This window comes from Bacteroides luhongzhouii, assembly GCF_009193295.2.
Lineage (GTDB): Bacteria > Bacteroidota > Bacteroidia > Bacteroidales > Bacteroidaceae > Bacteroides > Bacteroides luhongzhouii.
In genome coordinates, this window is record NZ_CP059973.1 from 1021535 (window position 1) to 1037071 (window position 15537).

The window sequence follows — 15537 nt, forward strand, 5'->3', positions numbered from 1 at the left end:
GAAACGATGGGGTGAATTTGTTTTATAAAGGGGATTCATTTGTTTTCTCTCTATTTCCCTTTATATTTAAAGCACTCAAAATCAGCGTACATCTTTGATTCTTTAGAAGCCGATGTAGCATAAAGTCCCAAGACGACTCCAGTAAATCCACCTACTGTTTCAGTGCTTAGATAACGAGTATTCATCTTACCCAAATCATGATATATTCCATTCAGTTTATAACCGAAATAATAGTAATTGATATCCGACTTCACCATCAGTTCTACTTCACCATTGGCCGGCAAGGAAACCTCTTTGGCATAATGGGTAATCTCTCCCAATTTGTATCTAAAGCCAACAGAACGTTTCCGATCCTTATCCTGGCGAACAAATAAATCATAGTGAGAATGAAACTCCATAAAGACAGAAAGTCCCGCCTCATCATTCACTCCCGCTTTCTGCAAGACTACCGGAGCGGATGCTTCCATATCAAAATGCTCTTGCCGCAAAGCGACAAAAGTAGGGCTTTTCCAGTCGCTTAACGTAACGGGAGCCGCTATCAAACGAAGCTTGCCATCTTTGGTAAAAGTATAATTCTTCGCCTCCGGGTTTTGCAAATGAATCCATTCGGGAGAGAGTTTTCCTTCTCTAAAGTCTATCCGCTCCGGTCTATCTTTCATTTTCTGTTGAGGCAGAGTGGCTACATCCATCTCCAAAGAAATAGTTCCATTGCCATTGACTACAGGCCAGGCGTCCTTATCCCAACGCACCGGAGCCAGATAGGTTTCACGACCTAACGTATGATGCGTACCCGGCATCACTCTGTACGCCAGACAAACCATCCACCAAGAACCATCAGTACCTTCCACCAGGTCGGCGTGCCCCGTTCCCTGAATCGGGCTGGATTGTCCCGACTCATTGGCATGGGTCAAAATAGGATTTGCCGGATTTCCCTGATAAGGACCGTCTATGTAACGACTGCGGGCAATGGTTACTTTATGTCCCAATTCCGTACCACCCTCTGAAATCAGCAGATAGTACCAGCCGTCTTTCTTATAAATATGTGGACCTTCGGCATATCTGCCTCCGGTACCGTTCCATATTCTTTTGGAAGAAGAAAGCTGTTTGCCTGTCATGGGATCAATCTCACACAGGTTGATGTACCCATCCGGATTGCTGACCATAAAACATTTGCCATCTTCAAAATAAAGCGAAGGATCGATACCTCCTTGTTCGAGCCAGACTGGTTCCGACCATTCACTACGGGGATCAGTAGTATGTACCAGGAAATTTCCCCTACCGGAGACATTAGTGGTAATCATGTAAAACACTCCATCATTATAACGAATGGTAGGAGCAAAAATACCGCTTCCCGAATTGGCGTTAGTCAGATCAAGCTGAGAAGGACGGGTCAGACAGTTTCCTATCTGCTCCCAATGCACAAGATCTTTGCTATGAAATAAAGGTACACCGGGGAAATATTGAAAACTGCTGTTGACTAAATAATAATCATCTCCTGCCTTGCAAACACTAGGATCAGGATGGAAACCGGGGATTACAGGATTGCTGTAACCTTGAGCCGACGACTTGCATACCGAACAAAGCGAGATGAAAATAAGGAATAAAGCGTTTCGCATATTATATAATTTAAGAGTTAAACATCTTCTGTCGGCCAACGGTACAAAAGTAGATGTTTTTCTCCAAGAAGACATGGTATTTCGTTCACACTCGGTCTGCCAAATGTTTTACCCATACGCACAGAATGTTTCCCTTTAACGCATCATTTGTTTCCAATCTTATTAGACTCTTTCAGGAAAGTGCAAATCTTTATACATTTGTGCAGGATATAAACTCTCAAATTCAAAAATATCAACTCATGAAAAACATTAAGAAAATGGTATTAGTATCAGCCTTTGCCGGTACTTGTCTTGCGCCCCATGCACAGACAACCTCTCCTGCCATCCCGTCTGATCCGGCTATTGAAGCTAACATCCGGGAATGGCTTCAAAAAATGACTCTCGAACAAAAGATCGGTCAGATGTGTGAAATCACCATTGATGTGGTTTCTGATCTTGAAACCAGTCGCAAAAAGGGATTCCGTCTTAGCGAGGCAATGCTCGACACAGTTATCGGCAAATATAAAGTAGGTTCCCTGTTGAATGTTCCTTTAGGGGTAGCACAGAAAAAGGAAAAGTGGGCGGAAGCCATCAAACAGATACAGGAGAAGTCTATGAAAGAAATCGGCATCCCGTGCATCTATGGGGTAGATCAGATTCATGGAACAACCTACACATTGGACGGAACGATGTTTCCGCAAGGCATCAACATGGGAGCCACCTTCAACCGCGAGCTAACCAGAAGAGGTGCCGAAATCTCCGCTTATGAAACGAAAGCCGGCTGCATCCCCTGGACGTTCGCTCCGGTAGTCGACTTAGGCCGAGACCCGCGCTGGGCACGTATGTGGGAGAACTATGGTGAAGATTGTTATGTAAATGCAGAAATGGGCGTATCGGCCGTGAAAGGTTTTCAGGGAGAAGACCCGAACCGTATCGGAGAATACAATGTAGCTGCATGCATGAAGCATTATATGGGTTACGGTGTACCTGTTTCCGGTAAAGACCGTACTCCATCTTCCATCTCACGCAGTGATATGCGTGAAAAACATTTCGCACCTTTCCTTGCCGCTGTACGTCAGGGTGCATTGAGCGTAATGGTAAACTCCGGTGTTGACAACGGACTGCCTTTTCACGCCAACCGTGAGTTGCTGACCGAATGGCTGAAAAAAGACTTGAACTGGGACGGACTGATTGTGACAGACTGGGCAGATATCAACAACCTTTGTACCCGGGATCACATCGCTGCCACCAAGAAAGAGGCTGTCAAGATTGCCATCAATGCCGGTATCGACATGTCGATGGTTCCTTATGAAGTGAGTTTCTGCGATTATCTGAAAGAGTTGGTTGAAGAAGGAGAGGTATCGATGGAACGCATCGACGACGCAGTAGCCCGTGTGTTGCGTCTGAAATATCGCCTGGGATTGTTCGACCATCCGTATTGGGACATTAAGAAGTATGACAAGTTCGGTTCTAAGGAATTTGCAGCTGTTGCTCTGCAGGCTGCCGAAGAATCGGAAGTGTTACTGAAGAATGATGGAAATATCCTGCCGATAGCGAAAGGTAAAAAGATTCTTCTGACCGGACCGAACGCAAACTCGATGCGTTGTCTGAATGGCGGATGGTCGTATAGTTGGCAAGGACACGTTGCCGATGAATATGCACAAGCATATCATACCATCTACGAGGCTTTGTATGAGAAATATGGAAAAGAGAATATTATCTATGAACCGGGAGTGACCTACGCCCCTTATAAGAACGATAACTGGTGGGAAGAGAACAAACCGGAAATTGAGAAACCGGTGGCAGCGGCAGCACAAGCGGATATAATCATCGCCTGCATCGGCGAAAACTCTTATTGCGAAACCCCGGGCAACCTGACTGATCTTACATTATCGGAAAACCAACGAAATCTGGTAAAAGCTTTGGCTGGTACGGGCAAACCTATTGTCCTGATTCTGAATCAGGGACGTCCGCGCATTATCAACGATATAGAGCCTTTGGCTAAAGCGGTTGTCAACATCATGTTGCCAAGCAATTACGGTGGCGACGCACTTGCTAACCTATTGGCAGGCGACGCAAACTTCAGTGGAAAAATGCCGTTCACCTATCCCCGACTAATCAATGCCTTGGCGACTTATGACTACAAGCCTTGCGAAAACATGGGGCAAATGGGAGGTAACTACAATTACGACTCGGTGATGGATATTCAATGGCCGTTCGGTTTCGGATTAAGTTATACTAATTATAAGTACAGCAATTTAAAAGTAAATAAACCTACTTTTAATGCTGACGATGAATTGATATTCACAGTTGACGTAACCAACACGGGCAGAGTTGCCGGAAAAGAGAGTGTGTTATTGTTCTCTAAGGACTTAGTAGCAAGCAGTACACCGGACAATATTCGTTTACGAAACTTCGAAAAGGTATCTCTGAAGCCGGGAGAAACAAAGACTGTTACGCTGAAACTGAAAGGAAGCGATCTGGCATTTGTCGGATATGACAGTAAATGGAGACTGGAAAAAGGAGATTTCAAGATTAAATGTGGTGACCAATGGATAGATATCGTATGTAATCAGACGAAGGTGTGGAATACTCCGAATAAGAATACGCTCCACAACTAAACCTCTTTTTATATATTTCTATATAAACATCTTCATATAGAATCTTCTTCCTATATAAAAATACACATTCCTCTATCGCCTATCACCGCCAGTAATCAAAATCCTTATTCATCAAGGTTTCCGGCGGTGATAGGTTGTTTCTGAACCTATCACCGCTATTCACCATTATCCAAAGTCTACACCATTGCAAATGCAAGATTACTCATAACTATCTTTTTTAATTACGTGTTTCCGCATGCCAATGAAAAAGGCGCGAAAACAAATAAATAATGGCAATACAATTTGAATTGTACAAGACTCCCCGCCCGAAGGACGAGGAAGGTAAAGAAGTGTATCACGCACGTGTAGTCAACTTCCAACACATTAACACAGACTATCTGGCAAAAGAAATCCAGATAGCCACCTCTCTGACTGAGGGAGATGTGAAGTCAGTCCTCGAATCTCTAAGTCATTTTATGGGAGATCGTCTCCGGGAAGGAGAAAGTGTCCATCTGGATGGCATCGGTTATTTTCAAGTAAAACTGAACAGCAAAGAACCCATCACTTCGCCCAAACTAAAAGTGAATCAGATGAAACTCAAAGCCAACATCAGTTTCAAAGCAGACGCTAAATTGAAAAGATCTGTCAGTGTTGTTCATATGGAACGAAGCAAACTAAGATGCCATTCTGCCTCCCACTCAAATGATGAAATAGACAAACTACTGACAGACTATTTCAAGAGTAACCCTGTATTAACCCGTCGTGACTTTCAAGGGTTATGCGGATTTACCTCTACCACTGCCGCACGACAAATCAAACGGCTGAAGGAAGAGGAGAAAAAGTTGAAGAATATCAATACTTATTATAATCCGATTTACGTGCCGATGCCGGGATATTATGGCAAAGCAGAGATAAAAGAGGATGAAGCAAATACTATACAGCAATAAAGTAAAGAGTATGACAAAGTACCCAAGAAGGCACTACCGAACATTTTGCTGACGTCAGCAAAATGGTATTCCTGATCATAAATGAGAGACACCTTGCGGCGAGGTATCTCTCATTATCTATATCAGTAAAACACTCTAAATCGGTTTCGGGACATATTTTTATAATGCTGTTTTGATAAAGCATATCTGTTATATCTCTCGACAGCACTGAAGTGGGGCTATGGAGGTGCGAAATTGGCTGTTTTTCTATTTCATCATCGGACAGATGGCTTATCTGGTTGGGGTTACATATTTCATGATAGTTTCATATTCGTTACCTAATTTTTTATCAACGGCAAAGATAATACCTTCTTTAAAATTGCGGATGCCCAAAATACCACGACCCTACTTTCATCGAAAGCAGCAAGACAGCGAACAACCTTTCCTGATAATATGAAAATAATCTTACCGGCCATGTTTAATAAGACCTTTTTGTTTTTCATAATAAAGTTGCAATATTTAGTTATAAATTCATTCCACTACATTTAAAGACCGCCATACAAAGGTTTCTACTAAAACATAAATAAAAGAAAGAGTTCCATTTTCCGCAAAAAAAACCTATCTTTGTTCCGTCAAGATAATAAATCACGCATAAGACTCATGCCAAAAGATTCATTTTGCATACAATATACCAACTGTACAGGATGTCCCAAAAGTGTTGAGAATATCCTTATATATAGAAACTTACCTAAAGGAGAGCATATCCCCAAGGATAAGTGTACACAGAATTGTATGCTTTTTATGATAAAGGGCGAATTACTTATCAATAGCGAAGAGCATCCCGGAATAACGTTACGCGAAAGACAAATTGTTTTGCAAGCTATTGGCTCCAAGGTCGAAATACTGGCACTGACAGATGTTGAATACGTTGTCTACTGGTTCAACGAACTGCCTCTGCTCTGCGAAGACCGGTATAAAGAAATGATGGAACAGGCGGAAGCTCCTTTGACCTACACTCCACTGATTATGAGTGAAAGACTTTACCACCTTGTCACCAGTATGCCCGAATTCCTCGCTGAAGAAAACCCTTGCAGCAAGTATATCGACTTAAAATGCAAAGAATTGGTTTTCTTGATTACCAACTTCTATCCGCTGCCCCAGCTAGGTTCATTCTTCTATCCAATCAGCACGTATACGGAAAGTTTCCACTATTTCGTCATGCAGAATTACAGCAACGTGAAGAACGTAGAAGAATTTGCACATCTGGGAGGATATACGACCACTACTTTCCGCCGACTTTTCAAAAACCTCTATGGTGTGCCCGTATACGAATGGATACTGGAAAAGAAACGAGAAGGAATCTTGGAAGACCTGCAACACACCAAAATGCGAATCACCGAAATCTGTAACAAATACGGATTCGACTCCCTGTCGCATTTCGCACACTTCTGTAAAGACTCTTTTGGCGATACCCCACGCGCTTTACGCAAAAAAGCAGCCGGCGGTGAGAAAATCGGAAAGATACAATAAACAGCCCCATCCTACGAATGTGCCAATCAGTTGCACCATGCACGCATACAGGCTGGTATATTGACACATTAGCGTATTGATCCATTATTAAAGAATTATTTCTTTAATTCCTTGCTCAATCAATCTATTTCCCCTATTTTTGCAGTCCGTAAGAGGTGTAAAACGTCGAAATTTTAGTTCTAACAATTAAATAATTTAAATTCAATCATTTATGTGGTTAAGTAATTCATCTGTAGGAAGGAAAGTGGTGATGAGCGTTACCGGTATCGCCCTTGTCCTGTTTCTAACATTTCACATGGCGATGAACTTGGTTGCGATCATCTCGGCTGATGGTTACAACATGATTTGTGAGTTCCTGGGAGCAAACTGGTATGCATTAGTGGCTACCGCAGGACTGGCTGCTCTTTTCGTTATTCACATTATCTACGCATTCTGGCTGACCATGCAGAATCGCAAAGCGCGTGGTAGCGAACGCTATGCAGTGGTTGACAAACCAAAAACTGTAGAATGGGCATCTCAAAACATGTTGGTGCTGGGTCTGATCGTTATTGTAGGTCTTGGTTTGCACCTCTTCAACTTCTGGGCAAAAATGCAGTTGCCGGAACTGATGCACAACATGGGCATGCACGCTGATACACTGACGCTGGCTTATGCCGCTAACGGTGCTTATCACATCCAGCAGACTTTCTCTTGCCCGGTTTACGTAGTTCTTTACCTCGTTTGGCTGTTTGCTTTGTGGTTCCACCTGACTCACGGTTTCTGGAGCTCTATGCAATCACTGGGATGGAACAACAAAGTATGGATCAATCGTTGGAAATGCATTTCTAACATCTATTCTACGATTGTTGTACTCGGTTTCGCACTGGTAGTAGTGGTATTCTTCGTGAAAACACTGATTTGTGGCGGTGCTTGCTAAATAGTAAATTGTAAATGATTAAATTGTAAATAATATTATGATCAAGATAGATTCAAAAATTCCAGAAGGCCCGGTGGCTGAGAAATGGACCAACTATAAAGCTCACCAGAAATTGGTGAATCCCGCTAATAAACGTCGTTTGGACATCATCGTTGTGGGTACGGGTCTGGCAGGTGCTTCTGCCGCTGCTTCACTTGGTGAAATGGGTTTCAGAGTATTCAATTTCTGTATTCAGGATTCTCCCCGTCGTGCACACTCTATCGCTGCACAGGGTGGTATCAATGCTGCAAAGAATTATCAAAATGATGGTGACTCGGTTTACCGTCTGTTCTACGATACAGTGAAAGGTGGCGACTATCGTGCCCGTGAAGCAAACGTATATCGTTTGGCTGAAGTATCCAACGCTATCATCGACCAATGTGTAGCGCAAGGTGTTCCTTTCGCTCGCGAATATGGTGGTACGCTGGATAACCGTTCTTTCGGTGGCGCACAGGTATCCCGTACTTTCTACGCTAAAGGCCAGACAGGTCAACAGTTACTGCTGGGTGCTTACTCTGCATTGAGCCGTCAGGTAAACGTAGGTACTGTTAAACTGTACACCCGCTATGAAATGCAGGATGTTGTCATCGTTGACGGACGTGCCCGCGGTATCATCGCAAAAAATCTTGTAACAGGTAAGTTGGAACGTTTCGCCGCTCACGCTGTAGTCATCGCTACCGGTGGTTATGGTAACGCTTACTTCCTGTCTACTAACGCTATGGGTTGTAACTGTACAGCTGCTATCTCTTGCTACCGCAAGGGTGCTGTATTCGCAAATCCTGCATACGTTCAGATTCACCCGACTTGTATCCCGGTACACGGTGACAAACAGTCTAAGCTGACTTTGATGTCTGAATCTCTCCGTAACGACGGTCGTATCTGGGTTCCGAAGAAGAAAGAAGATGCCGTAAAACTCCAAAAAGGCGAAATCAAAGGAAGTGATATTCCGGAAGAAGACCGCGACTATTACTTGGAACGCCGCTATCCGGCATTCGGTAACCTGGTTCCGCGTGACGTTGCCAGCCGTGCTGCCAAAGAACGTTGCGACGCAGGTTTCGGTGTAAACAACACCGGTTTAGCCGTATTCCTCGACTTCTCTGAAGCTATCAACCGCTTGGGTATCGACATCGTTCTTCAACGTTATGGCAACCTCTTCGATATGTATGAGGAAATCACTGACGTTAATCCGGGAGAACTGGCAAAAGAAATTAATGGCGTAAAATATTATAACCCGATGATGATTTATCCGGCTATCCACTATACAATGGGTGGTATCTGGGTAGACTACGAACTGCAAACCACTATCAAGGGTCTGTTCGCTATCGGTGAATGTAACTTCTCCGACCATGGCGCAAACCGCCTCGGTGCTTCTGCATTGATGCAAGGTTTGGCTGACGGTTACTTCGTATTGCCTTACACCATCCAGAACTATCTGGCAGACCAGATCACTGTTCCTCGTTTCTCTACCGATCTTCCTGAATTTGCAGAAGCAGAAAAAGCTGTTCAAGCTAAGATTGACAAATTCATGAGCATCCAGGGTAAAGAATCAGTTGATTCTATCCACAAGAAACTGGGTCATGTCATGTGGGAATATGTAGGTATGGGACGTACGGCAGAAGGCTTGAAAAAAGGTATCGCCGAACTGAAAGAAATCCGCAAGGAATTCGAAACGAACTTGTTTATCCCCGGTTCTAAAGAAGGTATGAACGTAGAGCTTGACAAAGCAATCCGTCTGTACGACTTCATCACTATGGGTGAGCTTGTTGCTTACGATGCATTGAACCGTAACGAAAGTTGTGGTGGTCACTTCCGTGAAGAATACCAGACTGAAGAAGGAGAAGCAAAACGTGATGACGAAAACTTCTTCTATGTAGCATGCTGGGAATATCAAGGTGACGATGAAAAAGCTCCGGTGTTGTACAAAGAACCACTGGTATACGAAGCTATCAAGGTTCAGACTCGTAACTACAAGAGCTAATCGGTGAAGTTAAACATTTAAAAGAATTAGAAGAAAATGGATAAAAATATATCATTTACACTGAAGGTATGGCGCCAAGCTGGTCCGAAAGCTAAAGGTGCTTTTGAAACCTACCAAATGAAAGATATCCCCGGCGATACTTCCTTCCTCGAAATGCTGGATATTCTGAACGAACAGCTCATCAGCGAAAGAAAAGAACCGGTAGTATTCGATCATGACTGCCGCGAAGGTATCTGCGGTATGTGTTCTCTTTACATCAACGGACACCCGCACGGTCCTGCGACAGGTGCTACTACTTGCCAGATTTACATGCGTCGTTTCAACGATGGTGACACCATCACTGTTGAACCTTGGCGTTCGGCCGGTTTCCCTGTCATCAAGGACTTGATGGTAGACCGTACTGCTTATGACAAGATTATGCAAGCTGGTGGTTACGTAAGCGTACGCACAGGTGCTCCGCAGGATGCTAACGCTATCCTGATTGCGAAACCTATCGCTGACGAAGCTATGGATGCTGCTTCTTGTATCGGTTGTGGTGCTTGTGTAGCTGCATGTAAAAATGGTTCTGCTATGTTGTTCGTTTCTGCAAAAGTTAGCCAGTTGAACTTGCTACCGCAAGGTAAACCGGAAGCTTTGCGTCGTGCAAAAGCTATGTTGTCAAAGATGGACGAACTGGGCTTCGGTAACTGTACAAACACTCGTGCTTGTGAGGCTGAATGTCCGAAGAACATTTCTATCAGCAACATCGCTCGCTTGAACCGCGACTTCATCATCGCAAAATTAAAAGACTAGAAATTGCTAAATTTCAATAGTGAGAGCTTAATTTGATTAATGACAGAATCCCCTGCCGGCTAGTTCGACAGGGGATTTCTTTATATATGAGTAGATCACAATTATTATTAATACGGATCAGTAACATGAACTTTTAATTCATAAGTTTCACCGATTTCACCATATAGCCAAAACTGTTATGAATGAGAAAATTACGGGTGAAAGCGAGGATTGAAATAAGGTAAAATCATTCGTTACCGCTTTCACCTGTCTTATTAAAATATCCCTTGAGCTAAAGCAATTATCATTATAGCTAATCCGGATATGCTTATAGCAAATCCGCTTTCAGGTGTTAATGAGTGAACTGTGCGGATGTAGTACTTTGGCCGCCAGGTCTTAACACCTTAGTTCTCATGTGTTAATACTTGAGTTGTTGCATCTATATATCCAGCATCTTGGAGCTATATATCCAACACCTTAGAGCTATATATCCAACACCTTAGAGCTATATATCCAACACCTTGGAGCTATATGTCCAACAGTCGGTATGAATAAACTCAATAGGTGAAACCGGGAAGGTTCAGTTTCACCTGAATTTCTCCCTTGCTTTCACCCGCTGTTACCTTATTCATCGGCATTTAGAGAATTGGGTGAAACCGGTGAACCGCAATTATCTTACATAGTTGCATTTATGAAATGTCTTGCCTACGTAAATTACGTGGAGAGACACCAAAAGATTTCTTGCAGAAATTAGAAAAATGGGGTAAAGATTCAAAACCATATTTATAGCATATCTCCGAGATGCTACATTTAGAGTTGTTCAAGTCGTCCAAAATGCCCTCTTTACGTCTCGCCAGCATCCATTCATAAACAGGTTCATGAAAGACGTTATTGAAGATACGACGGAATGTACTAAGAGTATATCCACCCAATTGTGCCAGTTCTTCCACTGTCTTTACTTTCTTATAGTTTTGAATAACGAAATATTGGAAACTGTTTACATATTTAGAGAGTGGATGCACCAAGCTCGAAAGATCATAATCGGAATAATAGTATCCCAATACAAACGCCAATTCTTTTCGTTTCAGAGATAGCAAATCCCGACAGACTTTATCCCCTTTCAGATAAGTGATAGACCCATTGAGGAAATATTGCAGTTCTGGAATTATTTTTAATGGAGTATAAATAAGTGGAGGAGATACTTCCTTCATGATATGATTGAAACGGAAATCACAAAACAGTTCGGGCTGGATAAAACGATAATAAATACACTCACATTCAGTCATAGCAAGCATCTCAAACATAGAACCAATAGCCTGAAGGATAAATTCACCTTCCTTAAGCATTGTCCCCGCATATTCCTTACTATTGACCAGTATTTCTCCCTTCATCAAAAAAAGGATAAGATTTTCTTCACACTTTTGAGCCGGTTTATGAAAACCACGCTGATAAATCACATGAGTAATGGCATTACTCACCGCTTTTGGACATATTTGACAATCCCAGGTTCCTTGACAAATAGATGGCATACGCTGACTGTGTTTGTTTTTGTTTATGCTGCCAGCAAAAATATATGAAATCTTTCATATTGCCATAAAAAAAGAGAGAAAAGTGAAAATAAACCTTTTACTATCACGAACCAATTATAAGACAATCCATATTATATACAAAAGCAGCACAAAGTGAATACTTCATGCTGCTTTTTATTAATATAATTATTTAACTCTATATGAAAGAACAGTATCTATATTTACTTAAGATCATCCGGTTGAGGCTCCTTATCAGCCCAACCATTGTTTACAACCTCACCTGAAATATTCATGATCTTACCAGGGGTTAAAGCAATAGTGAAAACAATTCTTTGACTCACTTCCCACTGGTCAGTCGGTACATTTACTTCTTTAGGAGCATTATTATACACAATATTCGTTGTCTTATCAGTAGCAGTATATGTAACCTCTATTTTTGCACTATTTGGAGCTTGAGGAATCAACATCAGCACTTTATCATCACCTGTCAATTCGACAGCATCTGCACCATCACCGACAAATGTTGCAGCAGAACTTACCATATCAATCGTATAATCTTTCGTTCCAGTTGTAGACTCCCATGTATTCGTTCCCCATTTATATGTTCCAACATTGTTAATCCCTTTCAGAACTAATTTTGTAACAGTGTAATTAACATTTGAATCACTCCCTTTCAACTTAAATGCAATCTGGGTCAGAGCATGTTTAAATCCTAAAGAAATACCATCCACATTAGTAGTTCCATTACCAGTCTTATCAGCAACCAAAAAATCTGATTGACTAGCAATATCATCATTAACTGTATAAACGATTGTAGGATATCCTTTAGAACTTTCTGGATCAGTATAAGTAGTCCCTGTTTCTGCTACAGGGCTATATCCAAAGAAAGTTACATTACCTTCGGATGGCCAGTAAAACTTATTGCTATCTTTCTCTGACCATTTTTTGTCTTCTGACTTATTAAAAATTCCTTCAAGAAGAGTTTTACTTTCAGTCTCAGTAGTAAATTCACCTGTATGCGCATAGCCATACACTTTAAACTGCTTAAAATTATCAGTAATCATAGCAGTTGCTCTTGTAACAGCAGCTGTACTAAAATTAATTTCGGCTTTCTGTGAAGGGGAGTCAAACTCTTCATTCTGTGAGCAACCTGTAATTGCCAAAGCAGCTGTAACTGCCAATAAAATCTTCTTCATAACTGTATTTTTTAAAGTTTATAATATTGTTATATTTTGTTTATAGCATCTATTTCAATCCACGGGTAACTCAACATTATCTTCGGGTCCCCATCCATCAACATTGCCGCCCATTCCTCCACCTCCATCAGGATTCGGTGGTGTTTCCGGCTTATCAACCTCAATCTTATCATCAGGCGGTAACTCAATCTCCGGTGGTGGGGTTGGCTTTCCATCTTCCCCTGTTCCAGCATTTTCAAGTGTACCTATTATTTCAGTAACATCAATTGTTGCTTCCTGAACTGTATTATCTGTTTTGATAAATTTCAATATTAATATTATAGCACCTTTCTCACTAGAAGTTTCTCTCTCTGATGTTGACATTCGCGTCGGCATTGTCATTTCCTTTACTTGTTTGAAAGCGGTGAAAAATGCCGTTACCTTATTATCTCCCTTCTTTACCTCAAAGTAGATAGGTTGTGAGCTACATACTCCACGACCTTTGCCTATACAGTAACAATCGGATAATCCATCAATGCTTCCTACCACTGTTGCAACATACTCCAAGCCTTTAGCCTCTACTGCAAAAGAATATTTCTTCACCACAGATTCCAACTTCCAGTCTAAGCGAAGCACTTCTTCACTCTTCTCTATTTTCAGCTCATCTATATTCAACACATACAATGAATCCGGTGACCAAACCATCTTTTCCGTTCCTTCAATCCCTAAACCATTGCAGTTTCCCGTATAGGCTTCTATCGTTTCATAGGACTCTTCGCCCCTGATTCGTATAGATTCCGTGTTATAATTGTAGACTACTACCGAATACCGTCCCGGAGGAACTTTCATTTCTCCGCCTCGTACCGAAAGGTATTTATCTACTTTCCTGCCATCTCCGTTCTTCGGATAAAAAATCACCCGAACTCCCTCCGGCAGTTGATCTGTCACTCCATCCCAATCCAGCTTTATATCTACCCCACTTACGGGATAATCATCCAATATATCGCGACGGCTACATCCAGTTAACATCAGCAGCGAGGACAAAAGCACAAGAAACCCGTATCTTGTATTTCGCATTGCGCCCTCCTATCTCTTCGTTGTTATCAACCATACCAAAGAAACTTTCGCCTTGGTAGGACCAATAAAGTTATAACGCCCACTATTTGTCCATATAATATCCCCCTCATAAGGAGTATATTTTTTATATTCTGTTGTCAAATACCCTATGCCAAAACTGAATTCAAGGGAAAAATGCCGTGCCAATTGCCGTGCATATCCATAAGTCACTCCCGCAGCTCCGTAATACTTACCTTGATAGCCGTCTCCACGCAGCTGGAAGTCATATATCCCGCCTTCAGCATAAAGTCCGATAAAATGTCCGGTCAATCGGTCACGTTTCTGACGGTTTCCCAGCCAACAACGTCCTTCCATCCCTCCCGAAAGGAGCTGATAACAGAAATCATGTTTGCTATTCAGCCACCACGGACATTTATATTCAGTATTCAAAGACCACCTCTCGCCTATCGGAATTTCCACTTCTATATTTGGCGCCAATGCCAAATCATATAACAGATTATTCTTCACTGCAAGTACAGTTTGGCTTTGCACCGGCCCTTCTGCCTCCGATATATCGACCTCACAGGCCTGTTTTTTTTCACTTTCTCCCACAGGCTTATCAGGTTGATCTTTCGGAAGCGCCTCTTCCTGATTTGAAACAAACAACCCGGAGACAGAAGATACCGGTTCAAAAGCCTCTTTACCTAATTTCGAAGTTTCTCCGACAATCGTAATAACCGATCTCCGCAGTTCTGGAAAGATATTGTGAACAATGTATCGGTAAGCAATTCCCCGATTCAATTTTCGCAACAGTTGCTTCCGTTTATTGACATCATTTTTATGATAATCAATCAATATCAGCACTTCTTCCCGATCTGGTAAGTTGGAGTCGGATGCCACCAACTTACGAAACTCCGACCAATCCTCTCCCTCTGAAAAAAAATGAATCTTATCAACACTAACATCCGAATTATACCGTTGTAAGAATTCCTTTATCGAATCATTTCTCCGGGCAATCAAACTTCTATTATAAGACTCATCACCATCAGGAGAAACAAAAGTTTCCACATTCAGCGCATTTATATATTTCGTATTCAGATGCCCGAAAAACAAAGAATCCAAAGTCGCAATCACCTGATTATTACTTTTATAATTAGGATTCACTCTCGTTTCATTCGCATCAAAATGTATCACAACCCGTTGGATCGTGTCATTCGCAACAGCGAAAAATGGAATCGAAGCATACCCACTTTCTGGAAGGCTTAATAAAGCCATAAGAATAGCCAATATATAGATACCATGTTTCATTGTCGTTCGTTTCTGATGACAAATATAAAAGTTAGAAAACAATTCGAATCATACTTTTAGAACAAAAATCAAGACATGAAAGGTTCTGTGAAACGATTGCAACGATTTTGCAAG

The 15537-nt window shown here is 41.9% G+C and carries 11 protein-coding genes; 6 read left to right on the forward strand and 5 right to left on the reverse strand.

The window, feature by feature from the left end; genetic code table 11:
* Positions 1-50: 50 nt before the first annotated feature.
* Complete coding sequence (locus GD631_RS03890; RefSeq protein ID WP_143258906.1) at positions 51-1616, reverse strand: glycoside hydrolase family 43 protein; 1566 nt, start codon at positions 1614-1616, stop codon at positions 51-53.
* A gap of 239 nt (positions 1617-1855) precedes the next feature.
* On the opposite strand from GD631_RS03890, the gene GD631_RS03895 reads away from it, so the two are divergent.
* The 6 genes from GD631_RS03895 (at position 1856) to GD631_RS03920 (ending at position 10376) form a co-directional block, all read left to right on the forward strand.
* Positions 1856-4216: a glycoside hydrolase family 3 protein gene (locus GD631_RS03895; RefSeq protein ID WP_143258905.1), complete on the forward strand. Its 2361-nt coding sequence runs from the start codon at positions 1856-1858 to the stop codon at positions 4214-4216.
* Between the two features lie 269 nt (positions 4217-4485).
* Complete coding sequence (locus tag GD631_RS03900; RefSeq protein ID WP_143258904.1) at positions 4486-5142, forward strand: HU family DNA-binding protein; 657 nt, start codon at positions 4486-4488, stop codon at positions 5140-5142.
* Between the two features lie 639 nt (positions 5143-5781).
* Entirely contained in the window at positions 5782-6651 is an 870-nt protein-coding gene (locus tag GD631_RS03905) for a helix-turn-helix domain-containing protein (protein WP_185911573.1), read from the forward strand.
* A gap of 211 nt (positions 6652-6862) precedes the next feature.
* Entirely contained in the window at positions 6863-7567 is a 705-nt protein-coding gene (locus GD631_RS03910; RefSeq protein ID WP_004311073.1) for a succinate dehydrogenase/fumarate reductase cytochrome b subunit, read from the forward strand.
* Positions 7568-7604: 37 nt separating this feature from the next.
* The gene (locus tag GD631_RS03915; RefSeq protein WP_143258902.1) at positions 7605-9584 is read left to right on the forward strand and encodes a fumarate reductase/succinate dehydrogenase flavoprotein subunit; all 1980 of its coding nucleotides are present in this window, start codon (positions 7605-7607) and stop codon (positions 9582-9584) included.
* Between the two features lie 36 nt (positions 9585-9620).
* Positions 9621-10376 (forward strand): succinate dehydrogenase/fumarate reductase iron-sulfur subunit, encoded by a 756-nt coding sequence (locus GD631_RS03920; RefSeq protein ID WP_004298485.1) that lies wholly within the window; start codon positions 9621-9623, stop codon positions 10374-10376.
* 668 nt (positions 10377-11044) lie between these two features.
* On the opposite strand, the gene GD631_RS03925 is transcribed toward GD631_RS03920, so the two are convergent.
* From GD631_RS03925 to GD631_RS03940, 4 genes are all read right to left on the reverse strand, one after another.
* Positions 11045-11884, reverse strand: coding sequence for a helix-turn-helix domain-containing protein (locus GD631_RS03925; protein WP_143258901.1), 840 nt, complete (start codon positions 11882-11884; stop codon positions 11045-11047).
* A 221-nt stretch (positions 11885-12105) separates the two neighbouring features.
* Positions 12106-13080, reverse strand: a complete 975-nt coding sequence (locus GD631_RS03930; RefSeq protein WP_143258900.1) for a fimbrillin family protein — start codon at positions 13078-13080, stop codon at positions 12106-12108.
* A gap of 54 nt (positions 13081-13134) precedes the next feature.
* Positions 13135-14136 (reverse strand): DUF5119 domain-containing protein, encoded by a 1002-nt coding sequence (locus tag GD631_RS03935; protein WP_223225871.1) that lies wholly within the window; start codon positions 14134-14136, stop codon positions 13135-13137.
* A 9-nt stretch (positions 14137-14145) separates the two neighbouring features.
* Positions 14146-15423, reverse strand: coding sequence for a DUF3575 domain-containing protein (locus tag GD631_RS03940; RefSeq protein WP_143258899.1), 1278 nt, complete (start codon positions 15421-15423; stop codon positions 14146-14148).
* Positions 15424-15537 lie beyond the last annotated feature (114 nt).

Coding starts and splice junctions, on each gene's coding strand:
- GD631_RS03920 (WP_004298485.1), top strand. CDS start 9,621: ATGGATAAAAATATATCATTTACACTGAAGGTATGGCGCCAAGCTGGT.
- GD631_RS03895 (WP_143258905.1), top strand. CDS start 1,856: ATGAAAAACATTAAGAAAATGGTATTAGTATCAGCCTTTGCCGGTACT.
- GD631_RS03910 (WP_004311073.1), top strand. CDS start 6,863: ATGTGGTTAAGTAATTCATCTGTAGGAAGGAAAGTGGTGATGAGCGTT.
- GD631_RS03930 (WP_143258900.1), bottom strand. CDS start 13,080: ATGAAGAAGATTTTATTGGCAGTTACAGCTGCTTTGGCAATTACAGGT.
- GD631_RS03940 (WP_143258899.1), bottom strand. CDS start 15,423: ATGAAACATGGTATCTATATATTGGCTATTCTTATGGCTTTATTAAGC.
- GD631_RS03915 (WP_143258902.1), top strand. CDS start 7,605: ATGATCAAGATAGATTCAAAAATTCCAGAAGGCCCGGTGGCTGAGAAA.
- GD631_RS03900 (WP_143258904.1), top strand. CDS start 4,486: ATGGCAATACAATTTGAATTGTACAAGACTCCCCGCCCGAAGGACGAG.
- GD631_RS03935 (WP_223225871.1), bottom strand. CDS start 14,136: ATGCGAAATACAAGATACGGGTTTCTTGTGCTTTTGTCCTCGCTGCTG.
- GD631_RS03905 (WP_185911573.1), top strand. CDS start 5,782: ATGCCAAAAGATTCATTTTGCATACAATATACCAACTGTACAGGATGT.
- GD631_RS03925 (WP_143258901.1), bottom strand. CDS start 11,884: ATGCCATCTATTTGTCAAGGAACCTGGGATTGTCAAATATGTCCAAAA.
- GD631_RS03890 (WP_143258906.1), bottom strand. CDS start 1,616: ATGCGAAACGCTTTATTCCTTATTTTCATCTCGCTTTGTTCGGTATGC.